Source organism: Thioalkalivibrio sp. ALE28 (assembly GCF_000377425.1).
Classification (GTDB): Bacteria; Pseudomonadota; Gammaproteobacteria; order Ectothiorhodospirales; family Ectothiorhodospiraceae; genus Thioalkalivibrio.
In genome coordinates this window covers 1-26045 of record NZ_KB898100.1, presented here as the reverse complement: position 1 = coordinate 26045, position 26045 = coordinate 1, and the positions used below count along the sequence as shown (strand labels likewise).

Below are 26045 nucleotides of genomic sequence, written 5' to 3'. Positions count from 1 at the left end.
TTCTACACCATGAAGTCATTCGAGTTCGACGAACGGAAGAGTCGATCGAATCTGGAGAAACACGGCATCGACTTCGTGACCGCCCAGGCCCTCTGGCGTGACCCCGATCTGCTGGAGATCCCCGGCCGCACGGAGGACGAACCCCGCTTTCTGGTGATCGGTCGCATTGAAAGAAGGCACTGGACCGCCGTTGTCACTCACCGAGAGGCCTGCGTTCGTATCATTTCCGTACGCAGGTCGCGCAAAGAAGAGGTTGCGCTGTATGAAAGCGAAGACATTTGACGGGCGCTTTGACAGCGGAGAAGAGATGACCGATGCCCTGGACCTGTCAAGGGCCAAACGCCCGCTGCGCAAACAACGGCGGGTAAACGTGGATTTCCCGGACTGGATGATCGAGTCCCTGGACCGAGAAGCCAGCCGATTGGGCGTCACCCGTCAATCCATCATCAAGATCTGGCTGGCGGAGCGGCTGGAAACGACCACTGCTGCCCGGAAAAGCGAGGGCGCGCCGCGTTAGTCACCGCCAGGTATCGACTGGGAGCGCCCCGTGGCACGACCATCCGGACAGAACCCTCAGGAAAAACGGCTGTTTCCGGCCTCCGAGACCGAAGAGTGGCGATCGGATCTGAGCGACGAGCGCCGCGAAGAAATTGTCCAGGCGGCACGAAACACCTCCATAGCCCCGGAACGCCCGCAAAAGGCGTTGGCTACGCCTCCCGTCATGCCAATCACCGGCAAAGGGCCGTTGGTGATCGGCATTGGCAACCCCTGGCGCGGCGACGACGGCATCGGCCACGCGGTAGTCGATGCACTCGAAGGCACGGCAGGCCTCGCCACCGCGAAAAGCCACGGCGAGCCCGCCGAACTGATGGAGCTGTGGCAGGGCCACGACCCGGTGATCCTGGTCGATGCCATCGTCACCGGCGCCGCCCCCGGCACCCTCCACCGCCTGGACGCCCGCGAGCCCCTGCCGCGCGGCGCGCGCTACTCCTCCCACGGTATCGGCCTCGCCGAAGCCGTCGAACTCGCCCGCTCCCTAGGCGATCTCCCGGGCACTCTTATCGTCCACGGCATCGAGCCCGCCCGCCTCGAAAATGGTGCCGGGCTCTCACCCGAGATCTCAGCTGCCATTTTCCAGATGAGCCGGAACATCCTGAAGGAATTCACCAGGCCCCGGCCTGACGCTTCTCGCTGACCGGAACCCTATGGGGGACGGATCAGGCGGAGGATGAGGCCGGGAAGGTAAAGGACTCAGCCCGGCCGGCCCGGATGCAGTTGCTTTCGCTGGCGCCCAGGTAGAGATACCAGGTTTGCTGGGTAAGAGGTTCCGGCTGCGTGAATACTTCCGGGGCCAGGAGCGCCAGATTGGCGCCTCGCTGAGGATCGCGCACGGATTCATAACGGATGGCCTGGATACCGGCTCGTCGTGCCTCTGCGGCGAGCGCCCGGGTGGCGGTGTAGTCGTCCGGGTGGGTCCATTTGGCGTGATCCCGGTTTAGCGGCGGACGGGTGAGGTCCAGGTGTCTCGGGGTGAGCCAGGCGACGCTGAAGACCGTGAGCGATTCGTGGGCGTCAGGTAACGGTGTACCCGGGGACGACTCGAAAAAGTGCCGCCGCCAGTAGCTGAACTCGGCCAGTCCAGTGCGGACAGCTTCGGCACAGTAGAAGACACCCTCCCCCTCCTGTGGCCGGCGGAACCGGGAACCGAACGGTGATGGCGGATAGCGGAACGGCGTCTTGAGGAGGTAATGCAGATGTGCCGTATCGGCGGGAAAGGCGGGCTTGGTCTCCTCCAGGATCGCCTCCAGCACTTCCTGCTCGTCCCGGGTATTCACGAGCTTCCGGGTGGACACGGTGTACTGATGCTCCACCACCCGCCAACCCTCGCCGTTCGCAGGCGCGGCTTCAGATGCGAGCGCGGTGTGCGTCCACATACTCGACTACGCGAGCCAGCCCCGCCACATTGCTCACCAGATCTCCCGGAACATCGTGCAGGTCGGTATTGGGGTTGTGCATCCAGGCCCGAAGGGAGCGCTCGTCGCCGGCCGTAATGGCGTCAAGTCCACGGTAGAGACGGACCAGCAGGGCCGCGATCTCCCAATGCTTGGTGCGCTCGTCCAGGAAATAATCACCGGCGTACATGCGGCTGATTGTAGCGGGGCTCAGCCCCAGGGCCCGAGCCAGTTCCGACTGTTTCATCCCGAGCCGTGCCGCGGCCTGCGCGACGGCCCTGGTGAGTACCACCTTGCGCTGCTCCGCGTTTGCCATTTGTTCCATATGGCCCTCCCAGGGCAAGAACGGGTATTTCTATAGAAAATATAGGCCACCAACCTTCCTGAGGCAAACACATCGCGTAGGCGGTAAGTCGCACTGTGCTATTTGGCTGGAGTGGGGTGCGCGGCGAAACAGGGGTAGTTGACGATGACGGTGCCTGAACGGGATGTTCAGACTTGCCCCTTTTGCCGCATCCGGCGATCAGCCTGGAGTAGAACCACCTGCGCGAGGCCCTTACCCGCGCCGACCAGGCGCTCTACCAGGTCAAGGACCACGGGCGTAACCGGACAGAACGGGTCCAGCCAGAGCCCGCCACCACCTGAAGCAGCGGCGGCTTGTGCGCGAGCCAGGCGCTCATTTGGCTTGCCTTGACACGGATCCAAAGCCCATTCAGCATCCGCAGCCTTATTCATGGAAAGGGATTGTCCATGACCTCGCCACGGATTGGCGCGTCCACACTTCGAGAAGGACCCGGCTGCGGAGGCCCTGCCAGCATTCCATGGGCAGGCCCTAGTGAGTTCGGGTGTCTCGCGTACGACCGACCTGAGGCTTCTTGGTCCTGCAGCTTCGGCCGGTGCCCCTCGCAATCGACCCCTGCGCACGTGAACTGGGCTGTTACTGCCCGGGTCACCCGGAAGGCGATCGCATGAAGCCGGCCCTGGTTACCGTGTTGCTGGTGCTGGCCGGACTGGGTGCCGGGTACGCGTACGTGCCCGATGTTCGCAACGGCATAAACCAGTTTGCGGTCGAGTTTGCCGACGGGTTCGAGCGAGGATACTTCGCAGCCACGGGCCGCTCATTCTCGATGGGGCGGTCCTCGAGTGACGGCTCGCCGGAACCTGCATCCGGGGATTCTCAACGGCAGCCGGATTCGTCGTCCTTTAGCGATCATTCTGGTCGGGACCTTCTGGAGTCCGCCGGATCCGAGCCGGATCTCCAAGGCTATGGTCGCGTGCCGGATCTTCGCAAAGCCCTGGAGTATGACGAGAACGGGCGGTTGCGCGAACACCTCGACGCCTTTCAAGACGAGCTCGACGTGCAGGCTCGTCGCGCACGCATGAAGGACTTGCTGTTCGAGTGGGCCGGCGCCGCCGACGTCGACCCGGAAGGCCGCGGGCCCAACATCGATGGCCGCAAGCTGGCCACGCTGGAGGCCTTTCTGGAGCGGGATTTCCGCCAGCAGGGGAGCCCGAATCCGCGCCCCGGCGGTGCCGCTGAGCTGCACAAGGCCTTCGACATCCTGAAAACCGAGATGTACAGCCAGCTCATGCGGCAAACGCACTTGGCGCCCTATTTCGATGCGATCGCCTTTCGCGTGAACGCATCCGGTCTCGGCTTCGACTTCTCCGACACAACAAGCAACCTGCAGGAAACCTTCGCGCGTGACTCGGCCCGGGGGCTGACCGACCTGTTCGAGTTTGAACGGGCTGGCGGCGAGCGCCTGCGGGTAATGGGCTTCGATCCCTACCGCCTGATGCGCGACTGGCTGCTCGAGGCCGGGAACGACCCTGCTCTACAGAGAGAGCTAATGGCGCTGGGCTGGGATGCGGTGCGCATGGACGGCCAGGGCACGGCGGTGCGCGAGATCGTGATGGCGCATGAGGGTGGCGCATCGCTGAAGGCCGGACCCAGCGGCGACTGGCTGCTCGGCGGGGAGGGCGACGACACCCTGCATCCCGGACCCGGTGATGACCTTCTGTACGGCGGAGCCGGCAACAATACCTACCGGTTCGGCGTCGGCAGCGGCCACAACACCCTGATCGAGATGTACGGAGACCGCGGCCGTAGCGTGATCGAAGTGGCTCCGGGTGTTCGCGCCGAAGACCTCGATATCCAGATGGAAGGCCACGCACTGATCCTCGCCCACCGCAACGGCGAGGACAGCATCCGCATCCAGAACTGGTTTGGTTCCACACAACCCAAGCGACACCGTCTATACGCCGTGCGCCTTGCCGACGGCCACACCCTGGAGTTTCCCGAATGAGCGACCTTCTCGAAAAGGCGGCGGCCTTTCCTGTGTGCATCAGAAGCGCAAGCGTCACGAGGGCCTTCTGTCGGCAGCTGCTGGCAACCTTGCATTGTTATATGGCTCGGGTCGTGGCTAAGTTGGCTTCCGTCGACTAGGTTTACTCCCTCAATGAGTCACCCACGGGGCATTGCCATGGCGTGGATGATCCTTCTTCCCGTCGGGGTTCGCACATGAGTATTCGACAATCCCTTATCGACGTCCTGTCAAAATATCCGGGACCAACTGAGGCCGAGGCCCGACGCTGGCGAAACGCCTTGATCGCTATGGCTTCGCTCGCGTTGCTAGCGGAAGGGATCCTCATCTACATCCTTTATCACATGGACCCGGCAGCGCCTCCATTCTGGCTGGCCGCTCCAGCGGGTTGGCTATGGGAGCATGTTCCCGCTGCGCGTGGTTTTACCACCAGCTCCTACGGGCTTCGCGAACAGATGCCGTACGTATTCGTGGTGTTTTTCTTTTTGGTGGTCGCAACTGCTGCCCTAGTGGCCTGCTGTAATCGCCGTGGATCGATTCTGGGGATGGCGGTAAATTTTCTCCAAGAGGGGGCCTTTAGGCAGGGGGTTATCCTCGTCGCGCTTCCAATTGTCTACTACGCGGTCTATTTCGTTGTTTTTTCTTCTGACCCAGATCCAGTTATGGGTCCTAATGACAGGTCGTACAGGCATTATGGTGTTTTTTTTGAGGCTCGTTTGGGAATTTTGGCCGCTTGGGTTCCATTGGCATTGTTTTGTGGTTCTTTCATTGGGGTTCACCTTGCCCTGATTCCGGAGATCCCCAGGCTCTTAAGGGCTGCCCGAGCCGCTTGATTCCGCATATTCACTAATACAAGGAGGTTGTGATGAGTGACATGGAAAGCGATCTGAATCATCAGCCAGAATCGGAACATCAGCTGCGTCTGCTTGACCCGTCGGATCCGGAAGCCGAAGGGGTAATCGGTTCATCGGATGATCCGATTATCCTTCGGGATGGCGAGAATGCGGAAGAGGTGCTCGTCCTGGACCCAATTATCGCTACACCTGACGACACGGAAGATGGTGGTTCGGGTGGTGTTAGCTCTCCCGAGCAGGCGATTTCGATTGTCCGGGGTGCGATTGATACTTGGATGTCCGGGATACGAGATCTGATTCATTGGTCGGACAATAATCTTAATGTTGAAAATGAGAATCAAAGGTCTGGCCAGATAAGGGTTTTTGATCGACTCCACAGCTTGGTTAGAACGTATCCATTGCTTGTCCTAGAGTTTTTCGTGGCGGCTCGGGATGGTGACATGAATCGGGTCGCTAATAGTGCCGCTGGTATCGCCGTTACGGGCGCGTCTGGGTTGGCGTTTGGAGCGCTAAGTAAGTATTCAGTGGTTGGGGCTGGGGCGGCCTCTCTAACGGGGGTTTTGTATAATCAGATCGCCGGGGATGCTAAATTGTATGACTGGGCTAAGGAAAACATTAAGAAGCATATCGGGGATGACGAGAAGGACGAATTTTCCCGGCGTCTTGGGGAAGAGGGTGGGTTGATCGGCATATGGGAGAAAGGCTGGAGGGACGGATTCGACGACGGAACAATCGAAAAAATTATCGAGAAATTCAACCGCGGAGAATCCCATGCCTCCCCCATCATCCTGGACCTTGACGGCAACGGGATCTCCACGGTGGGTCTGGATGCCGGTGTGCAGTTCGATCACAACGGCGACGGGTTTGCGCAGGCCACCGGTTGGGTGGGGCCTGCGGATGCGCTGCTGGCGATGGACCTGACCGGTAACGAGGAGATCGAGACCGGCAGCGAGCTGTTTGGCAACGCCAGTGAGATTGAGGAAGGCGTCACCGCCATGAACGGATTCGAAGCGCTGGCGATCCACGACACCAACGGTAATGGCCGCATCGACCCGGGCGACGAGGCCTGGGGCGACTTGCGGCTGTGGCAGGACGCCAACGGCAACGGCGTGGTGGACGAGGGTGAACTGCTGACCCTGGATGAAGTCGGTATTGCCTCCATCGATCTGGGCTACTCGGAGTCCACCTACGTGGATGAGCATGGCAACGAACATCGCCAGATCGGCCGGTTCGAGTGGGCCGACGGCCGCGAAGGCGAGGCAACGGACGTGTGGTTCATCCAGGATACGGCCATCACCGAGGCGCGTGAGCGCCTGGATGTGCCGGAGGAAATTGCCACCCTGCCCGACCTGATGGGCTATGGCGAGGTGCATGACCTGCATCAGGCGCTGGTGCGGGACGAGAGCGGACAGTTGCGCGGGGAGGTTGAGGCCTTTATGGCCGAAACCGACGTGAAGGCGCGCGAAGCCCGCATGGAAAGCCTGCTGTACGAGTGGGCGGGCGTCAGTGACGTGGACCCGGAGGGCCGGGGATCCCATATCGACGGGCGCAAGGTCGCCACACTGGAGGCCTTCCTGGGGCGGGAGTTCCGTCAGCACGGCAGTCCGAACCCCAGGGTCATGGCCTCGGGGGAGCTGCGTGCGGGCTTCGACATCCTGCAGACCACCATGTATGCACAGATGATGCGCCAGACCCACCTGGCGCCCTATCTGGAAGGGATGGACCTGGTCTTCGATGAAGAAGGCATCCGCATCGACTTCGCGGGCACCACGGAGGCCCTGAACCAGCAGTTCGATGCCGGCCCGGCCCGTGGCGTGGCGGACCTTCTGGAACTTCAGCGCGCGACCGGTGAACAGCTCTCGCCCATGGGCTTCGACAGCCACGGCGTGCTGCGCGACTGGCTCGCACAGGCCGGTGATGACCCGGCCGTGCTGGAGGCCCTGGCCGACTTCGGCTGGGACGGGGTGCGCGCCGATGGCGAAGGCACGGCCGCGTCCGAAATCGTGTTCGGCGACAACGACGGGGCGGAGCTTACCGCCGGCTCCGGTGGCGACTGGGTGCTGGGCGGTGATGGCGACGACGTGCTGCGGGCGGGTTCGGGCGACGACATCCTCTACGGCGGCTCTGGCAACAACACCTACCGCTTCGATGTGGGCCAGGGTCATAACACCATCATCGAGATGCATGGCGACGAGGGTCACAGCGTGCTGGAGTTCGGCCCGGAGGTTCGCGCCGGCGATCTGGATATCCGTGCGGAGGGCAGTTCGCTGGTGCTGGCACACAGCAACGGCCGCGACAGCGTCGCCATCGAAAACTGGTTTGGTAGCGCCGATGCCGAGCGCCACCGGATCAACACCCTTCGTTTCGCCGATGGTCATAGCTTCGATCTGTCCGCGTTGCAGCTCGGCTCGACCGAGGGAGACGAGCTGACCGGCGGGGAGGAGAACGCCATCCTGGTCGGCAACGAGGGCGAGAACACCCTGACCGGCGGGACCGGCGACAACTGGCTGCATGGCGGGCGGGATGCCGACGTGCTGGTGGGCGGCGACGGCGACAACCTGTTCGTGGTGCGGAATCGGGATGATCAGGTGATCGCGGAATCGGGGGATGGCACCAACACGGTGCAGTCGCATGTGTCGTTCGCCCTGTCCGACAACCTGCATAACCTGACGCTGCTGGGCCGCAGCGGTATCAGTGCCACCGGCAACGAGCTGGACAATGTCCTGATTGGCAATTCCGGCAACAACCGGCTCGACGGGGTGGCGGGGGCTAACACCATGATCGGGGGCCGCGGCAACAACACCTACGTGGTGCATAGCGCCGATGACGTGGTGATCGAGAAGCCCGGCGAAGGCAACGACACGGTCGAGTCCCACATCGATTACGTCCTGCCGGATAACGTGGAGAACCTGCACCTGCAGGGCAGCGAGGATCTCGATGGCACGGGTAACGAGCTGGACAACGAGCTCATCGGCAACACCGGCGACAACGTCCTGAACGGGGTCGAGGGCAACAACTACATCGACGGCCGTGGCGGCGCCAACATCATGACCGGTGGCGCGGGCGACGACACCTACGTGGTACGCAGCGACGAGGACGTGGTGATCGAAAAGCCGGGTGAGGGCAACGACACCGTGAAGTCCTACATCGATTACACCCTGCCGGAGAACGTGGACAACCTGACGCTGATGGGCGGCGAGGATCTCGACGGCACGGGCAACGAACTCGACAACGTGATCATCGGCAACACCGGCGACAACGTGCTGAACGGCGTGGAGGGCGACAACTACATCGATGGCCGCGCCGGTGCCAACATCATGATCGGCGGCGGGGGCGACGACATCTACGTGGTCAACAGCGAGGACGACGTGGTGATCGAGCAGCCCGGCGAGGGCCACGACACCATCCGCTCCTCGGTCACCTACACCCTGCCCGACAACGTCGAGGACCTGATCCTCACCGGCTCGGCCGACATCGACGGCACCGGCAACGAGCTGGACAACTACATCCAGGGCAATAACGGCGACAACGTGCTCAATGGCGTGGCCGGCGCGAACGTGATGGCCGGCGGGCGCGGTGACAACACCTACATCCTCAACAGCAAGGAGGACGTGGTGATCGAGAAGCCGAACCAGGGCACCGACACGGTGATCAGCCCGTTCGACTACACCCTGCCGGACAACGTGGAAAACCTGACGCTGGTCGGTGACGCCCGGGTGGGGCGCGGCAACGAAGAGGACAACATCATCATCGGCACCGAGCGCCCCAGTCACCTGTATGGCGTGAGCGGCAACAACGTGCTGATCGGGGGCGGGCGCTCCGCCAACTTCCTGTATGGCGGTGACGGGGACAACACCTATGTGGTGAGCAATCCGGGCACCAAGGTGATTGCCCAGGAGAATGGCGGCACGGATACGGTGAAGGCGGAGACCCACTTTCGCCTGCCCGATCATGTCGAGAATCTCACGCTGATCGGGGATGGCGATTATCGCGGTTGGGGCAACGAGCTCGACAACGTCCTGATCGGCAATGACGGCGATAACGTGCTGCGCGGTGAAGGCGGCGACAACTTCATCCACGGCGGTCGCGGCAACAATGTCCTGTACGGGGGTGCCGGGAGCGATACCTACTTCTTCGAACGCGGCGATGGCCACGACCGCATTGTGGAGCGCGCCCGCGACCCGGGCGAGGACACGCTGCTCCTGGGCGAGGATATCGCGGCGGACCAACTCTGGTTCCGGCAGGATGGCCGCGATCTGTCGGTGGAGGTTATCGGCACGGACGATCGCATCACGGTCGACTCGTGGTTCGGGCCGCAGGGCGAGACCCTGGATCAGGTCGAGCTTTCGAGTGGCGAGGTCCTGACGGCATCAGAGGTGAATAACCTGGTGCAGGCCATGGCGGCATTCGACCCGCCGGGGGCCGACGAGAGCCGTATTCCCGAGGCGTACCGGGAGCAGCTACAGCCCGTCGTCGCATCCGCATGGCAGTGACCGAGTAGCCCTTCGTGGGGGGGCGGCGCTTACGCGCCGGCCCACTTTCTACACAGGACATCCGGCGGCCCGCGACACGGGGCCGCCGCTTTTTGCATGCCAGCGGCAGGATGCCGTTGGCATAACAGTGAGGCAGCATGGATTCGCCAGGGAAGGCGGCCACGGACTCGCACAGCGAGAACGGGGCCATCGATACGGGACTGACCGCGCTCGCGATGCTGGCGCAGTATCACGGCGTGGCCGCCAACCCGGCACAGCTGCGCCACGAGTTCGCGCCGGATGGCCAGCCGTTCGATGGCGACCACATCCTGCGCGGTGCCCGGCACCTCGGCCTGAAGGCCAAGCGGGTGCGGACCACGCTTTCGCGCCTCGATCGCACGCCGCTGCCCGCGATCGCGCACGCCGTGGACGGGCGCTTCTTTGTGCTGGCGCGCGCCGGGGAACAGGACGTGTTGGTCCAGCACCCCGGTCGTGGGCGCGCCGAACGCATCACGCGCGAGGCGCTGGAAGAACTGTGGACGGGGGATCTGATCCTGTTCACCTCGCGGGCCTCGCTGACGGCCGAGCTTGGCAAGTTCGACTTCACCTGGTTTGTGCCCGCGCTGGTCAAGCACCGAAAGCTGCTGGGCGAGGTGCTGCTGGCCTCGTTCTTCCTGCAGATCTTCGCATTGGTCACACCCCTGTTCTTCCAGGTGGTGATGGACAAGGTGCTGGTGCACCGCAGCCTGACCACGCTGGACGTCTTGGCCATCGGGTTGCTGGCGGTCATGGTGTTCGAGGTGGTGCTGTCCGGCCTGCGCAGCTATGTGCTGGCGCACACGGCCAGTCGCATCGACGTCGAGCTTGGGGCCAGTCTGTTCCGGCACCTGATCAACCTCCCCATGGGGTATTTCGAATCGCGGCCTGTGGGCGATTCGGTGGCGCGCGTGCGGGAGCTGGAGAACATCCGCGAGTTCCTGACGGGCAACGCGCTCACGTTATTGCTCGATCTGTTCTTCTCCGTGGTCTTCATCGCGGTCATGCTGTTTTACAGCGGCTGGCTGACGCTGATCGTCCTCGCCTCGCTGCCCCTGTACGTGCTGATCTCCGTGCTGATCACGCCGCCGCTGCGGGCGCGCCTGCACGAGAAGTTCAACCGCGGGGCGGAGAATCAGGCCTTTCTGGTCGAGAGCATCAACGGCATCGACACGCTCAAGTCGATGGCGGTGGAGCCGCAGACCACCAAGAAGTGGGATGAACAGCTGTCCGGCTATGTATCCGCCGGACTTCGCACGACCCGTCTTTCGACCATCGCGCGCGAGTTGATCTCGCTGGTGGGCAAACTGGTGACCGTGGGCACGCTGTGGCTGGGTGCGCGTCTGGTGATCGAGGGAGACCTGACCGTGGGTCAGCTGATTGCCTTCAACATGCTGGCCGCTCGGGTCGCCCAGCCGATCATGCGCCTGGCCAATATGTGGACGGACTTCCAGCAGGTCGGGATTTCCATGCAGCGTCTGGGCGACATCCTCAATGCGCCCACGGAGTCCTCCTTTGCCAACCGCAGCAGCCTGCCGCGACTGGAGGGAAGGATCGAGTTCGACCAGGTGCATTTCCGCTATCGTCCCGACGGGCCCGAGGTCCTGCGCGGTGTGAGCCTGGAGATCCCCCCTGGCCAGGTAATTGGCGTGGTCGGACGTTCGGGTTCCGGCAAGAGTACGCTGGCGAAGCTGATTGCCCGCATGTATGTCCCGGAGCGCGGGCGTGTTCTGGTCGATGGCACCGATCTCGCGGTCGCCGAGATCAGTTCGCTGCGCCGGCAGGTCGGGGTCGTGCAACAGGAAAACATGCTGTTCAATCGCAGCATTCGCGAGAACATCGCCCTGGCCAGCCCCGGCGCCCCGCTGGAGCAGGTGATGACCGCCGCCCGGCTGGCGGGCGCACATGACTTCATTCTGGAAACACCAGAGGGATACGACACAACGGTTGGCGAGCACGGCTCGAGCCTCTCCGGCGGGCAGCGCCAGCGGATCGCGATTGCCCGTGCGCTGATGAATGACCCGCGCATCCTGATCTTCGACGAGGCCACCAGCGCACTGGACTACGAGTCGGAACGGGTCATCCAGCAGAATATGGAGCGGATTGCTCGCGGGCGGACGGTCATCATCATCGCCCACCGCCTGAGTGCCGTGCGCAGGGCCGACCGCATCATCGCGATGGATCATGGGCAGATTGTCGAATCGGGCTCGCACGACGAACTGGCCCAGCGGCCGGGCGGGATCTATGCCGGCCTGCTGAGTCTGCAGCGCGAGTGAGGTGACCCATGGGGATGCTGCGCCAGGCCTGGGGTGACATTGGCGGCCGCTATCGGCGGGTGTTCGCGCGTGCGTGGGCGCGTCGCCGGGAAATGGATCCGCCCCGGCGGCAGCCCTACGAGCAGGAGTTCCTTCCCGCAGCGATGTCGCTGCAGGAAACGCCGATCCACCCGCTACCTCGGGTGATCATGGGTGTGATCGTGCTTTTGGCCGTACTCACGGTGATCTGGGCCACGCTCGGGCAGATGGACATCGTTGCGGTCGCGGAGGGCCGCGTGGTGCCCGATGGCCGCACCCAGACCATTCAGGCGACCGAAACCGCCAGCGTGCATGCCATCCACGTTCGCGATGGACAGCGCGTGCAGGCGGGAGAAATTCTCGTCGAACTGGACCCGACCCTGCCCGGCGCCGATCTGGAACGCCTGGGTGTGGAATATCGGTCCGCGCGTCTGGCAGTCGCCCGGTCGGAAGCCTTTCTGGAGGCCCTCGAGACCGACGCGGGCATCCCGCTCCTGAACACCAACTACCCCGTCCCGGAAGACGCCCGGCAGATCGAGGAGCGCGTGCTGGTCGGGCATGTCCATCACTACCGGGCGCGCATCCAGCAACTCAATGCGGAAACCGCGCGCCGCGAGCAGGAGATGGAAGCCACGCGGGCGATGGTGATCAGCCTGGAAAACACCATCCCGATTATCCGGCGCCGCAGCGAAGATCTGCGGCAGTTGTCCGATCAGGGCATGGCCGCCGCGCACGAGCAGCTGGAGCTGCAACAGAACTACATTGAGACGACGCACCAGCTAGCCGCGCAGCGGGCCCGTCTCGCCGAGGCCGAAGCGGCACTGCATGAGGTTCGGGAGCAGCGAAAGGCCCTGCAGGCGGAGAGCCGCCGCGAGGCGCTGGATACCCTGCACCGGGCACGATCGGATGCCGAAACCCTGCGCCAGGAACTGATCAAGGCCCGCCGTCTGGATGACCTGACACGCTTGCGCGCCCCCGTGGATGGAACCGTGGAACAACTGGCCGTGCACACGGTGGGTGGTGTCGTGGAGCCCGCCAGTCCGCTCATGGTCGTGGTCCCCGTGGATGGCGCAGTGGAAGTCGAGGCTACCCTGCCCAACAAGGACATCGGGTTCGTGCGGGCCGGCCAGGAGGCCGAGGTGAAACTGCAGACCTTCCCCTACACCCGCTACGGCACGATCGATGGCGTGGTCACGGACGTATCGCAGGACGCGGTACAGGATGAACACCAGGGCCTCGTGTTCGTGGTGCGTGTGCGTCTGGAAAAGGACACCGTGGACGTTCATGGCGAGGGCGTGCGCATCGCCCCGGGCATGATGGCCACCGTCGAGATCAAGACCGGCTACCGCCGGATCATCGAGTATTTCCTGGCACCGCTGCTGCGCGCTGCCAGCGAGAGCCTCGGCGAACGTTAAGAGGACCGGAGCGATTGAGCTTCCCGTGTGGTGCGGGGGTGGGAGCCTCCTACTACGGGTCTTGGGGGCGTAGGGAGTGTGAAATAGCGGACTGCACCTTGGGGCCCGTGAGGCTTTCTGTCAGTTTGGGGTAGAAGGCGTCCAGTGGGACGGACTGCCCGTGGCTGGCGATGATGCGGGCGTGGAAGCGCTCCAGTTCGCGGGGTTCGTGGACGCCGCAGGAGTGCGCGATTACCTCGACTTCGTGGATGGTGTTGCGGACGTAGTGGGCGACGCGCACGGCCTTGTGGGTCGGGTCCAGGCCCTGCTGAAGGCGGGGATTGTGGGTGGTGATGCCGGTGGGGCAGGTGTCCTTGTTGCACTGCATGGCCTGGATGTAGCCGAGGGCGAACATAAAGCCGCGCGCGGACACCGCGAAATCGGCGCCTACGCAAAGCGCCCAGCCTACGTCGGTGGGCGTGACCAGCTTGCCGGAGGCGATCACCCGGATGCGCTCGCGCAGTGCGTAGCGCTCGAGGATGTCGACCACCATCGGCAGACTCTCGCGCAGGGGCAGTCCCATGCTGTCCATCAGGGCCCCGGGGGCCGCCCCGGAGCCGCCGTCCGCTCCGTCCACGGTTACGAAATCGGGTGCGGCCGTGGGGCCGCGGTCTAGGATTTCCTGGCACAGGGTTTCCAGCCAGCCGTAGGCACCGACCACAAACTTGATCCCGGTGGGTTTTCCGGTCGTCGCGCGTACGTCCGCGATCAGGTCCAGAAGATCCGGCACGCTGTCGACTTCGACATGGCGGTTGGGGCTGTTGGAGTCGAGGCCGATCGGGATGCCGCGAATCCGCGCGACCTCCTCGGTAACCTTGCGTCCCGGCAGCAGCCCGCCCTTGCCGGGTTTGGCTCCCTGGCTCAACTTGATCTCGAACATGCGTACTGGCGCCAGGGTGGCCATCTCTCTTAGTCGGTCATGATCCAGCCGCCCGTCCGGGGTCCGCACCCCGTACTTGGCCGTGCCGATCTGGAACACGAGGTCGCATCCGGCCTCGAGGTGGTAGGGCGACAGGCCGCCTTCGCCGGTATTAAGCCAGCAGCCCGCGCGGGCGGCACCCTCTGCAAGGGCCTGCACCGCGGGCCGGGAGATGGCCCCGTAGCTCATGCCCGAGATGTTGAACAGCGAGGGCGCCGCATAGGGATGGGGACAATGTGGCCCGATGACCAGGGGTTCGCTGCTGGCCGCATCGGTTGCCAGAGTGGGAAACGGGCAGTTGACAAAGAACACCGACCCGACCGGCGTGAGATCACGCGTGGACCCGAAGCTTGCGGTGGTGTCCAGGTCCTTGGCGGCCCGGTAGACAAAGCTGCGTTGCGCGCGGTTGAAGGGCAACTCCTGGCGGTCCATCGCAAAGAAGTACTGCCGGAAGAACTTGCCGAGATGTTCCAGGAGGTAGCGCAGGCGGCCGATCACGGGGTAGTTGCGGCGGATCGCCTGGGTCCGCTGGGTGCGGTCGATTACATAGACGACCGCCAGCGCAGCGATCACACTGCCCACCACGAAGATGAACAGCAGCGACATGAATTCCATCAGGCCCATCAGCCAGCCGGACTGTCCCATGGGGGGCTCTCTTCGGGTAACACCCGGGCGTATGGTTATGGATCAGTATTGGCGTTCCGCCGGGCGGGCGTAAGGCTCGGCCGTCCGGCAGGCCTGCTCCAGGGTCCGGGATTGCATTCAGGGGCCGCCGACGGCCATCTCGCCGACCCACTGTCCGCCCTGGTAATCCAGCCAGAGGGTGCGCGGCACCATGCGCAGGGCCCCCGCACTGGAGAGTTCGCGGCGGGCGGGATAGCCGGCTGCGAAGTCCTCCGGTGAGCAGACATCGGACTCCACCGTGCGGGCACGCACATGGAGCCGAGGGCCGGCCACGACGAAATCGGACGCGGGTGGTGTCTCGTAAAACAGCACCCGCTTCTTCACCACGCAGGAGAAATACAACTGCATCTCGACGTAGAGCGGTGTTGCCCGGGTTTCCAAAGCGTCCAGCGCCCGGTCGGTCCAGTGAATACGGATGGTGCGGCCGCGGATCATCACGGTGGTGGTCAGTCGATAGGGGTGCAGCCAGCGGTCGATATGCGGCAGTGGGTTGAAACCCGCTGCAGAAAAATAGGTATGTCGCAGCGCCATGTAGGCCTCCTCGTGTGCGCAGGACCCCGGGCCACCGGAGGTTTCCGTGTGGCCCGGATATCCTGGCGGCTCAGCCGTCGGCGGGGCCGACGTTGTCCAGTTCGTACCAGGGGGTCGGGTTGATCGGGCAGCGATACCGGAAGCCGTCCTCGCTGATCGTGACTCGGGCCGATCCAGTCTCGCCCGGCTGCAGCGGGAACATCGCCAGGGTTTCCTCGGTGCGGTGATTCTGGACCTGGAAACCGGCGACCTTGCCAGCCTTGTTGGTGACCACGAACTCGTACTCACCCGCCTTCAGGTCGGCGAGGGTTTCTTCCGCGGCAAAATAGCCGTTGTGCTGTTCCAGGTGGATGCGAGTGATGTCCTCGGCGGTTGCCGTGGCCGAGAACGCCAGGGCGACGGGCAGGACCAAGCTCAGCGCCAGGTTCTTGATGTGTGTGCGGGTGGAATGATTCATGACGATTTCTCCTCTTAGGTTTTCGAACGGGCGATCCGTCGGTGATCGCCCTGTCCTGTACCGTAGAGGGGGCCGCGTGCGCGGGATATGCCGCGCCGTGCGGTCTTTGTGTCCCGGCGTCCCGGCGTGTCGTCAGGCCCGGGGCCAGTCGCGCGTGGCTTGCTGGTAGAAGGCCGGGTCGTCGGTGGTGGCGCCCTGCAGGGTGCAGACGGAGGCGGCAAATCGGAGGGCGCGCTCCAGGGTGGTCGCCCAGGGCCAGGCGTTCTGCAGCCCGATGATGGCGACGCTGGCGAAGGCGTCGCCGGCGCCCACGGCGTCGCGGAACCCGTCGACGGGCGGTGCCGGTGCCTGCCAGTGCTGGCCATCGGGCTCGTGGATGGCGGCACCACCGGCCCCGTGGGTGACGATCAGGGCGGAGCGGATCGCGGCCCGTTCGAGCAGCGCGGTCGGGCGCTCGGCCTCGGCGACATCCGGGGCCAGGGTCGCGGCCTCGTCGGTGTTCAGCTTCACCACATCGGCGCCGCGGATCAGCGCGAGGACGTCGTCGGCGTCGTACCACGGTGCCCGCAGGTTCACGTCGACGAAGCGCTGGCGTGAGCGGGCCCGCAGGCGTTCCAGCAGCTCGCGATTGCCGGTGCGCAGGGCCAGCGTCCCGTGATAGAGGAGCGTGGCCGTAGCCGGCAGCTGCTCCGCCCAGTCCGCCGGGACGTCGTCATAGGCCTGGCCGGGGACGATGGTGTAGCTCGGCTCGCCCTGCTCCAGGGTGACGCGGACCTCGCCGGTCGGGGCCGTGGGGTGCTGGTACAGCCCGCGTGTATCCATCCCGATGTGGTGCATGCGTTCCCGCACGCGGCGGCCATCGGCGTCGTCGCCGATGCCGCCCACAAAGCAGGCGGCGGCACCCAGCTGATGCAGGTTCCAGGCGACGTTAAAGGGCGCGCCGCCGAGGACGCGCGTGCCGTCGGGGAAGCCGTCGAACAGGACCTCGCCGAAGATCAGGTGAGATGGGGGCGTGCCGTGCATGACGTCTCCCGGGGTGGATCAGCCGTCGGCGCGTTCAATGCGGTCGCGCCCGCGTTTCTTCGCCTCGAGCAACGCGTGGTCGGCCGCATCGAAGATCGCCTCCGGGGCGGCGGCGGGGTTGATGCCGGCCAGGCCCGCGGAGATGGTGACCTTCAGCCGGGTGTTCCCGGCGCGCACGATCAGGCGATCGACCGCCTCGCGGATAGTGTCCGCCTGTGTATGGGCGGCCGCGGGTTCGCGGTAGAGGATCATCACGAATTCCTCGCCGCCGTAGCGCGCGACAAAGTCGGGTGCGCGGACCCCTTCGGCCAGGATCTCGGCGACCGCCCGCAGGACCTTGTCGCCCGCGCTGTGTCCGTATTCGTCGTTGATGGTCTTGAAGTGGTCGATGTCCCAGACCAGCAGGGAGGCGGCGCCGGCCTTTTTCAGCTCCGCCGGGAGCTGGGCCAGGCGCTGTTCGAAGGCGGTGCGGTTGGGCAGGCCGGTCAGGCTGTCGCGCGTGGCCTCGGCGCGGGCCTGTTCCAGGCGCGTGCGCAGGGCCTGCACCTGGCCCTCCAGACTGCGGCCCTTGGAGCGCAGGGCGCGGTTGCGCTCCAGTGCTGCCAGCAGCTCGGTTTCCTGTTCATCGCGAAACGCGGTGACCCGCTCCACCATGCGGTCGAGGCCGCGGCTGACCTCGGTGCGCAGGGTCGCCAGATCGTCGACGTCGACGACCCGGCCCTTGATATGGGCGACATCGCCGGAGATCCCGGCATGCAGCTCGGACACGGATTCGCGGGCGCGTTCGCCGCGGGCCTCGTCCTCGGACAAGGCGGTGTCGACATCCTCGAGGCGGTGCCAGATCTCGCCGACGACCTCGGTGAGCTCCTCGCGCTCGGTCATGGCCTTCTGGCACTTGTCGTGCAGGACCGTGAACAGACGGTTGAGGGTGCGTTCGATCTCCGCCTTGTCGCGGCGGTCAGCGGCCCGGGTCAGGGCGTCCACCTCGGAATCGAGGAACTCGAAGCCGTGCAGGCCGCGGCGCACCACCTCGAGGATGCCCTCGGCAAGATCCTGGCGATGGTCGCTGGAACGTACCGCGTCAGCGAGCTGGCCGCTCAGGCGGTCCAGCCAGGCGGTGTCGCCGGGGTCGGACTCGATGGCCCGGGTCAGGTCGCGGACCGCGCCCTCCAGTGCCGGCACCTTGGCGGACACCACCGCAAGCGAACGCAGCGCGACTCGGCGGATCGTGTCCTGCAGGGCCCGTTCCCGGTCCAGCGAGCGTTCGAGCTCGATGATGGTTCTACGCAGATCGCTGTCGGACATCGGGAAATCCCGGAAAGGAGGCGTGTCTATTTAAACGCGTAATACGGGTAGATGCCACCGGGATCGTACCCGTATACGGGCAACGGTTTAGTGCGCTGGATCATGAAGGGCCTGGCGCTGCGGCAGTTCGATCTCGATGCCGACCGGGAGATGGTCGGACAGCGCAACGTTGTAGACGCGCACGTCGCTGACATGCAGGTCGGGGGTCAGCAGGATGTGGTCGAAGACCAGGCGCGGGTCCCAGGCGGGGTAGGTCGCGGGGCAGGCCATTGGCTCCATCAGGCCGGTGCGCGCGACCAGCTGGCGCAGTTCCTCACTGTCCTGCTGGCAGTTGAGATCGCCCATGACCACCGCATGGGGGAGGTCCTGGATGTGTTCCGCGACGTAGGCCAGCTGGGACTTGCGGGTCCGCTTGCCGAGGGCGAGGTGCAGCAGGAACAGGACCAGTTCGTCTCCGTCGCCCATCGCGTAGTGCGCCTCGATCGCGCCGCGTCCCGGCAGGGCGCCTGGCAGGCGGTGCATCTCGACCCGGTCCGGTTCCAGGCGCGAGAACAGGGCCAGGGAGTGCTTGGCGAACTGCCCGAGATCCCGGTTGATCCGGTTGTAGGTGTACGGGAACTGCGCGCGCTCGGAGAGATAGGACGCCAGATCGACGAAATTGCTGCGGATGCTGCCGCCGTCCAACTCCTGCACGCCGACGATATCGAACTCGGAGATGAACCGCGCGACCCGGTCCAGGTTGTCCATGCGCCCGCCATAGGGGAGCACGTGCTTCCAGCTGTTGGTGACGTAGTGATGCAGGCGGGAAGAGTGGATGCCCACCTGGGCATTGAAACTCAGCAGACGCAGGCGCTGGCTGCCCTGTTCGTGCTGGTAGCTCAGTTGTTCCGGGGCGGCGGTTTCCGGTTGCGCCTCGCCTTCGGGGCCGGGGGGCGCGGCGCGACGGTCGCCAGGCGCGATCGACGTCATCGCGAGAGGTCTCCTGCTGGAGGGAAAGTCCGTGTTCTCAGAATGGACAAACCAGCTCGCCCAAACGTTCCGTCAGCTTCATGTTCTCGCTGTAGTCGACCGGGCAGTCGATCACGGTCACGCCCGGCTCCACCAGGGCCTCGCGCAGGGCCATTTCGAGGCTGTCTCCCGGTTCGATACGCACGCCGCGGGCGCCGAAGGCGCGGGCCAGCTGGACGAAATCCGGGTTGCCGAATTCGACGAAGGCCTTGCGCCCGTACTCGCGGACCTGCTTCCACTCGATCAGGCCGTAGGCGTTGTCGTTCCAGATCAGCACCACGAAATTCAGGCCCAGCCGGACCGCGGTCTCCAGCTCCTGCACGTTCATCAGGAAGCCGGCATCGCCGGTGACGGCGACGACCTGGCGTTCGGGATGGAGCTTGGCCGCGGCGATGGCGCCGGGCAGCGCGATCCCCATGCTGGCGAAGCCGTTGGAGATCAGGCAGGTGTTGGGTAGCTCGCAGCGGAACATGCGCGCCATCCAGAGCTTGTGGGCGCCGACATCGGTGATCATGATCGCGTCGAGATCCGCCGCGGTGCGCAGGTCCCAGATCAGCTTCTGTGGCTTGAGCGGCACCTGGGTGTCGTCGCGGTGCTCGTTCATGTCCTCGATCAGGCTCTGGCGCAGCGGGCGCAGGATGGTCTCCTCGCGCGGACTGACCTGCTCGGCCAGTCGGTGCAGACACGTTGTCAAATCCCCGAGGACCTCGGCCGTCACGTTGTAGTGGCCGTCGATCTCGGCCGGGGCCGAATCGATGTGGATCAGGGTGCGGTCGCCGTCCGGATGCCAGAAGCTCGGCGGGTATTCGACCAGGTCGTAGCCGATGCAGACGATCACGTCGGCCTTGTGGAAGCCGAAGTTCACGAAGTCCTGGCTCTGCAGCCCGACCGAGCCGAGTGCCAGCGGGTGGCGGAACGGCAGTACGCCCTTGGCCATGAAGGTATTGGCCACCGGGATGTTCAGCGCGCTGGCGAGCGTGGCCAGGGCCCCGCTGGCGCCGGAGCGGATCACACCGTTGCCGGCGAGGATCAGCGGGTGGTGGGCCTCGTTCAGCAACCGGGCCGCGGCCTCCAGCGAGGCGTCGGCCGGCACGGCCGCCGGGCCGGCGTGGACCGGCAGGGGCGGGTTGGGGCACGGCTGCGAGGCGATGTTCTCGGGTAGTTCGAGGAAGCTGGCCCCGGGTTTGCCGCCTTCGGCCCACTTGAAGGCCTTGCGCACCACCTCCGGGAGAATCTCGGGCTCGACCACGCTGGAGCTGTACTTGGTGATCGGCTGGAACAGGCCCTTCAGGTCGAGGACCTGATGCGATTCCTTGTGCAGGCGGTGGGTGCTGGCCTGGCCGGCAATCGCGACCAGCGGCGCGTGATCCATGTTGGCGTCGGCGACGCCGGTGATCAGGTTGGTGGCGCCGGGACCCAGGGTCGCGAGGCAGACGCCCGCCTTGCCCGACAGGCGCCCGTGGACGTCGGCCATGAAGGCCGCACCCTGTTCATGGCGCGTGGTAACGAATTCGATGGAGGAGTCGGCCAGGGCATCGAGAACGGCCATGTTCTCCTCGCCCGGCAGACCGAAGATGCGTTGGACGCCCTCCTGCTCGAGGCATTCGACCAGGCGCTGGGCGGTGGTCGGCGTGCTCATGCTGAAGGCGCCCCGGCGGGCCGGGGTATATGCCGCGCGCTACCCGCGGGCACGTTCGATCAGGTAGTCGGCAACCTCCAGCATCTCGTCGTGCCCGCCGGCCATGCTGGCGGAGACGATGGCCTCGCCATTGATGACCAGGGTCGGCACGCCGCCAACGCCGTAGTCCTGCACGGCCTCGGTGGCCTCGACGATCCGGCGGCGGATCGCGTCGGAGCGCATCGTTTCCCGGAACTCGTCGGCGTCCAGCCCGCGCTGGTCGATGAAGCGCAGAATCGCGCTTTCCGAGCGCATCTGACGGCCCTGATCGTGGATCGCGTCGTAGAACGCCTGATGCACGTCGTCGAGCACGCCCAGCTTCTCGGCGGTGTAGAACACCCGGGCATGCAGCGCCCAGACGTCGTTCATCGGCGCCGGGAGGTACTCGAACTGCACGTCGTCGGCCAGGTTCGGCTTCCAGGCCTGGACCTTGGGCTCGAAGGCGTAGCAGTGCGGGCAGCCGTACCAGAACACCTCGACCACCTGGATCTTGCCGTCCTCCAGCCCGGTATCCAGCGGGGGCTGGATGGCCCGGTAGTGCTGGCCCTCGCGGAACTCGGCCGCGAGGCTGGTGCCGGTGGCGAGGAGCAGGCCGGCGCCGCCCACGGCGCCCATGAATTCACGACGCTTCATTTACAGCTCTCCGTAGGAATGCAGGCCGGACAGGAACATATTCACGCCCAGGAAGGTGAAGGTCGTGACGAACAGCCCGATGATCGCCCACCAGGCCATGACCGGTCCGCGCCAGCCCTTGGTAAAGCGCATGTGCAGCCAGGCGGCGTAGGTCAGCCACAGGATCAGGCTCCAGGTCTCCTTCGGATCCCAGGTCCAGTAGCCGCCCCAGGCCTCGGCGGCCCACATCGCGCCGAGCACAGTGGCGATGGTGAAGAAGGCGAAGCCGATCGCGATGGCCTTGTACATCACGCTGTCCAGCGCTTCCTTGCTCGGGATGCGCTGGGTGAGGGCGGCGTCGGGCCGGGTGCGCTCGAGCCGATGCTTGACCAGATAGGCTACCCCCAGCATCGCGGCGATGGCGAAGCCGCCGTAGCCGACAAAGTTGGTAGGCACGTGGATCTTCATCCACCAGCTGTTCAGAGCGGGCACCAGCGGCTCGATCTCGTGTGCCTGGCGGTCCCACATGTACCACAGCAGGAAGGTGACGGATGCGGCGATCACCAGCATGACGAACGCACCCATGGTGCGCTGGCCGGTGCGGCTCTCGTAGTAGAGGTACATCAGCGTGGTCAGGGCGGCCAGCAGGATGAAGACCTCGTACAGGTTGGCGACGGGGATATAGCCCCAGGTCGGATCGGTCAGGTAGATCTCGCGCCAGCGCACCAGCAGGGCCATCAGCCCGGCCCCGGCACCGATCCAGGCGAACGCGCCGCCGACGCGGGTGGGGAAGTCGGAGCGGCTGAACAGCCCGGTGACGTACGCGACGGTGGAGAGGTACAGGAAGACGCTCATCCACATGACACCGGCCTGGCCCGAACCGACGTAGTTCAGCCAGAAGTTGGTGCTCCCGCGGGCGAGGTCGTCGCCGTACATCCAGATACCGAACAGTGCGAGGACCCCGACAATGATCGAGAAGGCCTGCCACGGGCGCCAGAACCAGCCCATCCAGGCACTCAGGCCGACGGCCAGGATCAGGCCGCCGGTGTCGTAGCGGTCCATCATGTGGCCGTATTGCCAGAAGGCGATCAGGCCGACGGCGATCGTCAGGGCGATGTACGCCCAGTCGCGCGGCTGGATGCGCCGGAAGATGCCGGGCCGTTCGAAATCCAGGGCCTCGTGGGGGACTGACATGGGGTGCTCCTCCGACTGCTTAGCTTTTAGTCGTTTTTGTTGTTGGACTCATGGGTACCGTCGCTGGCGCCATCGACCGGCTTCTGATCGATGATCCACCTCTTAAGATGCGCGAAACGTTCCTCGAATTCCACCTGGTGGCGGTTGCTCGTGCCGGCCATCACCACGTGAGTGCCTTCGCCGTTCTCGCTCCGCCGTGCCATGATCCACAGGCGCTGATAGGACACGTAGAAGAGGAAGAAGATCCCGACGATCAGCATCACGCTGCCGGTGTAGACGGTGCTCTGGCCGGGGGCGCGTGCGATCTGCAGGCCGGACGCCTCACGGTGTTCGAAATCCTTCAGGTGGAAGAAGAACGGCGACTGATACAGGCTGATCGCGTTGATTGCCGAGATCGTATCCTCCAGGAAACGCTGCTCTTCTTCCTGGATCGAGACTACACCCTCGTCCTGCAGGACCTCCATGTAAAGCCCCTGGAGGCCGGCGTGTAGGATGCGGATCATCAGGTCGCGCACCTCGTCGATGCGCTCGCCCGGTACGCGCCGTTCGATCTCGTTGTTGACGGCCATGTAGCCGCCCTCGGCGAACAGCCCCATCAGCTCGGCCGTCGTGCGGGCGATGGCCTGGGTCTGCTCGTTGGGCACCGTCTCGTCATCGCGCGCCACCTGGCGGGCGATCTCGTTGCGCACCTCGGGGTTGTGCAGCATGGCCAGGTAGGTGCGGAAGCGTTCCAGCGAGTCGTCTGCGTCCGCCGGCAGGAACAGGTAGTGGAACTCGTCCGCCGGGCTTTCGCGCACGCCGCTGAGGAAGTACATCGCCCCTTCCTGCAGGGCCGGACGCTGGTAGTTGCGGTAGTGCAGGCCGTGGCCGGTGCGGTCCATCAGGCGGAAATCGAAGCTCGGGCCCATATGGCGGTTTTCGCGCTCGCCCTCTTCGTTGAGCAGCGGAACCACGTTCTCCAGCTGGAAGTTGGTGAACTCGATTGTCCGGGTGTCGCCGTCCGGCGTCGGGATCTCCACCTCCCGGAACACACGACCCGGCACCTCGAGCTCGCGCAGGGCCTCGGCGCCGAGAGGGATGGCGTCGATATCCAGGCGGGTGCCGCCGTCGGCGAAGCTCGCCTGGTAGATCGCGAAGCCGTTGTAGATCAACGGGTGGTTGACCGAGATGGTGTGTCGCAGTGGCTCGTCGCGGTTCGGGTCATGGATGATCAGGTCCGACTCGTAGGAGCTTTCGGCACCGGTGGAGAAGCGTTCGATCCGGAACTCCTCCAGTTCAATGCGGAAGGGCAGCTCCTGCACGAAGTAGCCTTCGCGCATCGGCAGGAACACCACATTCGCCGATGCACCCTCGGGGATCTCCACTGAGCCCCGGAAGGACGGGTTCCAGTCCGGTATCCAGGCCGAACGCGGGACTTCGGATATCGGTACGCTGCGGGTCTCGACCTCGAGATTCCCCAGCCACTCGTTGATCTTCAGCAGGGTCGTGCCGTCGGCCAGGGCGCCCACGCAGATCACCACGATGCCGACATGGGTCAGCAGGTAACCCATGCGGTTCCAGCGCCCGCGCATGGCAGCGATCACGGTCTGTCCGTCGTGGTTCTTCTCGCGCGCCTTGAAACCCTGTGCCTTCAGCACCCGGTGGGCGTGCTGGATGAACTCCTCCGGTGACTGATCGAGATCGCCGGTGGCACTGGAATGGAACGAGCGCAGGGACTTTTCCTTGACCTGCGTGTTGTAGCGGCGCAGGTCCTTCAGCAGCCCGGGGGTCTGGCGATAGACGCAGAAGGAGGTCGAGATGACCAGGAAGGCCACCACCAGCAGGAACCAGGTCGCGGAATACACCTGATACAGGCCCATCCCGGCAAAGATCTCGTGCCAGAAAGGCCCGTAGTCCATCAGATACTCGGTGTACGGTTCGTTCTGCACCAGGACGGTGCCGATGACCGAGGCGATCGCGAGGGCCACCAGGAGGGTGATCGCCAGGCTCATCGAGCCCATGAAATCGACCAGTATGCGGCTGCGCCGCGGCTTGCGCGCGGCCTTCTGGCGGGATGCGGGGGCCGGGCCGGCGGTGGCGGCCTGATCGTTATTCGACATGCTGAAACCTGCTTTAGCCTGACGGACTATGCGAAGCAACCCGACAGGGGTTCAATTTCCAAGACAAACTGCGCGGGCGTTGCGCGACCAGTGGATGGACCGATGATCCGCCCGGGAGTTCGCGCGCCCCACCATGACGCCCCTGTACAGGATTGCATTCCAACTGGGTGCGTTTTTCCGCGCCCACAAAAAAGGGGCGGCCAAGGCCGCCCCTTCCCTGGGTCGCTTCGCCGCCGGTCCTGCGCGGCGTACCCGAAGCCGAATCAGTTGCTCGGCTGCAGGCCGGCCATGTACTGGGACACGGCCTCGATGTCTTCATCGGACATGTTGCGCACCACATTGCGCATCATGCGGCCATTGTCGTTGGCGCGCTCGCCGCTACGGAAGTAGCGCAGCTGATCCGCGCTGTACTGCGCGTGCTGACTGGCGACGGCCGGGAACATGGCTTCCGGGTTGCCGTTGCCGTTCGGGCCGTGGCAGGCAATGCAGGCGGCGACGTTCTGCGACGGGATGCCGCCGCGGTAGATCTGCTCGCCCCGTTCGACCACCGACTCGTCGGCGGTGCCGGCGCTGATTTCCTGCTCGGCATAGAAGGCCGCCAGGTCGCGCATGTCCTGCTCGTCCAGGTTGGCTACCTGGCCCAGCATCAGGCTGTTCTCGCGGCGTTCGGACTTGTAGTCCTGCAGCTGCTTCACGGTGTACTTGGCGTGCTGGCCGGCCAGCTTGGGCCATTCCGGGTTCACGCTGTTGCCATCCGCCTGGTGGCAGGCTGCGCAGGCTTGGGACAGTTCCTGGCCGCGCTGGGGATCGCCCGCCTGGGCTGCCGACAGCGGGAGCAGCAGGGATACGGACAGGGCAGCAAAGAGAGCGGAAAGCTTGTGGTTCATGACGGAGAATCTCCTGCTTGTAAATGCGTGCCGGGTCGCGACCCGTTCCTTGTGCCCCATCGTAGGGCGATCAACATAAGGGGCGCAGTTTATAGCACAATGCTAATTTGTGCTCAAAAATAAACCGAGTCCGGCACTCGGCCAAGGGAAACACTGATGAATGTACACGCTCGCGTTGGCACCCCAGGTTTTCCGAGACAAGGCGCGTCGCGCAGCGGGTAGTGGTTCTACCCGCAAGCGGCGCAACGCAGGATCGGGGAAC

Annotated in this window: 21 protein-coding genes; 8 read left to right on the top strand and 13 right to left on the bottom strand. The window is 64.8% G+C overall.

Going from position 1 to position 26045, the window contains the following annotated elements; genetic code table 11:
• Nucleotides 1-9 precede the first annotated feature (9 nt).
• From D105_RS0108935 to D105_RS0108925, 3 genes are all read left to right on the top strand, one after another.
• Complete coding sequence (locus D105_RS0108935; protein ID WP_018878197.1) at nt 10-282, top strand: BrnT family toxin; 273 nt, start codon at nt 10-12, stop codon at nt 280-282.
• Between the two features lie 25 nt (nt 283-307).
• The gene (gene brnA / locus D105_RS0108930) at nt 308-517 is read left to right on the top strand and encodes a type II toxin-antitoxin system BrnA family antitoxin (RefSeq protein ID WP_018878196.1); all 210 of its coding nucleotides are present in this window, start codon (nt 308-310) and stop codon (nt 515-517) included.
• Nucleotides 518-721: 204 nt separating this feature from the next.
• Entirely contained in the window at nt 722-1195 is a 474-nt protein-coding gene (locus D105_RS0108925) for a hydrogenase maturation protease (protein WP_018878195.1), read from the top strand.
• Nucleotides 1196-1217: 22 nt separating this feature from the next.
• On the opposite strand, the gene D105_RS0108920 is transcribed toward D105_RS0108925, so the two are convergent.
• On the bottom strand, nt 1218-1934 hold the full coding sequence (locus D105_RS0108920; protein WP_231366850.1) for an RES family NAD+ phosphorylase: 717 nt from the start codon (nt 1932-1934) through the stop codon (nt 1218-1220).
• A complete protein-coding gene (locus D105_RS0108915; RefSeq protein ID WP_026280458.1) occupies nt 1906-2277 on the bottom strand; it encodes an antitoxin Xre/MbcA/ParS toxin-binding domain-containing protein in 372 nt (123 codons plus the stop codon). The genes D105_RS0108920 and D105_RS0108915 overlap by 29 nt, the downstream gene beginning before the upstream one ends.
• A gap of 643 nt (nt 2278-2920) precedes the next feature.
• On the opposite strand from D105_RS0108915, the gene D105_RS0108910 reads away from it, so the two are divergent.
• The 5 genes from D105_RS0108910 (at nt 2921) to D105_RS0108885 (ending at nt 13347) form a co-directional block, all read left to right on the top strand.
• The gene (locus tag D105_RS0108910; protein ID WP_018878192.1) at nt 2921-4258 is read left to right on the top strand and encodes a calcium-binding protein; all 1338 of its coding nucleotides are present in this window, start codon (nt 2921-2923) and stop codon (nt 4256-4258) included.
• Between the two features lie 215 nt (nt 4259-4473).
• Nucleotides 4474-5109 (top strand): hypothetical protein, encoded by a 636-nt coding sequence (locus D105_RS14735; protein WP_081619295.1) that lies wholly within the window; start codon nt 4474-4476, stop codon nt 5107-5109.
• A 710-nt stretch (nt 5110-5819) separates the two neighbouring features.
• The gene (locus D105_RS0108895) at nt 5820-9623 is read left to right on the top strand and encodes a calcium-binding protein (RefSeq protein WP_369772645.1); all 3804 of its coding nucleotides are present in this window, start codon (nt 5820-5822) and stop codon (nt 9621-9623) included.
• 137 nt (nt 9624-9760) lie between these two features.
• Complete coding sequence (locus tag D105_RS0108890; RefSeq protein WP_018878189.1) at nt 9761-11914, top strand: type I secretion system permease/ATPase; 2154 nt, start codon at nt 9761-9763, stop codon at nt 11912-11914.
• Nucleotides 11915-11922: 8 nt separating this feature from the next.
• On the top strand, nt 11923-13347 hold the full coding sequence (locus D105_RS0108885) for an HlyD family type I secretion periplasmic adaptor subunit (protein WP_018878188.1): 1425 nt from the start codon (nt 11923-11925) through the stop codon (nt 13345-13347).
• Nucleotides 13348-13399: 52 nt separating this feature from the next.
• Here the strand turns inward: D105_RS0108885 and D105_RS0108880 are convergent, their stop codons facing one another.
• The 11 genes from D105_RS0108880 to D105_RS0108830 all read right to left on the bottom strand — a co-directional run bounded on the left by D105_RS0108880 (nt 13400) and on the right by D105_RS0108830 (nt 25783).
• Nucleotides 13400-14950 carry an FMN-binding glutamate synthase family protein gene (locus tag D105_RS0108880; protein WP_018878187.1) on the bottom strand — a complete coding sequence of 517 codons (1551 nt, stop codon included), beginning with the start codon at nt 14948-14950 and terminating at the stop codon, nt 13400-13402.
• A gap of 117 nt (nt 14951-15067) precedes the next feature.
• Entirely contained in the window at nt 15068-15520 is a 453-nt protein-coding gene (locus tag D105_RS0108875) for a hypothetical protein (RefSeq protein ID WP_018878186.1), read from the bottom strand.
• A gap of 70 nt (nt 15521-15590) precedes the next feature.
• Nucleotides 15591-15977, bottom strand: a complete 387-nt coding sequence (locus D105_RS0108870) for a hypothetical protein (RefSeq protein WP_018878185.1) — start codon at nt 15975-15977, stop codon at nt 15591-15593.
• A gap of 132 nt (nt 15978-16109) precedes the next feature.
• Complete coding sequence (locus D105_RS0108865) at nt 16110-17000, bottom strand: carbohydrate kinase (RefSeq protein ID WP_018878184.1); 891 nt, start codon at nt 16998-17000, stop codon at nt 16110-16112.
• Nucleotides 17001-17018: 18 nt separating this feature from the next.
• The gene (locus D105_RS0108860; RefSeq protein WP_018878183.1) at nt 17019-18305 is read right to left on the bottom strand and encodes a GGDEF domain-containing protein; all 1287 of its coding nucleotides are present in this window, start codon (nt 18303-18305) and stop codon (nt 17019-17021) included.
• Nucleotides 18306-18392: 87 nt separating this feature from the next.
• Complete coding sequence (locus D105_RS0108855) at nt 18393-19274, bottom strand: endonuclease/exonuclease/phosphatase family protein (protein WP_018878182.1); 882 nt, start codon at nt 19272-19274, stop codon at nt 18393-18395.
• A 37-nt stretch (nt 19275-19311) separates the two neighbouring features.
• A complete protein-coding gene (locus D105_RS0108850) occupies nt 19312-20952 on the bottom strand; it encodes an acetolactate synthase large subunit (RefSeq protein ID WP_018878181.1) in 1641 nt (546 codons plus the stop codon).
• Nucleotides 20953-20991: 39 nt separating this feature from the next.
• Nucleotides 20992-21624, bottom strand: coding sequence for a thiol:disulfide interchange protein DsbA/DsbL (locus tag D105_RS0108845; RefSeq protein ID WP_018878180.1), 633 nt, complete (start codon nt 21622-21624; stop codon nt 20992-20994).
• Nucleotides 21625-22797 (bottom strand): c-type cytochrome biogenesis protein CcsB, encoded by a 1173-nt coding sequence (gene ccsB / locus D105_RS0108840; protein ID WP_018867700.1) that lies wholly within the window; start codon nt 22795-22797, stop codon nt 21625-21627. It abuts the gene before it with no gap.
• A gap of 26 nt (nt 22798-22823) precedes the next feature.
• The gene (locus D105_RS0108835) at nt 22824-24896 is read right to left on the bottom strand and encodes a cytochrome c biogenesis protein ResB (protein WP_018878179.1); all 2073 of its coding nucleotides are present in this window, start codon (nt 24894-24896) and stop codon (nt 22824-22826) included.
• Nucleotides 24897-25159: 263 nt separating this feature from the next.
• Entirely contained in the window at nt 25160-25783 is a 624-nt protein-coding gene (locus D105_RS0108830) for a cytochrome c (RefSeq protein ID WP_018867702.1), read from the bottom strand.
• Nucleotides 25784-26045 lie beyond the last annotated feature (262 nt).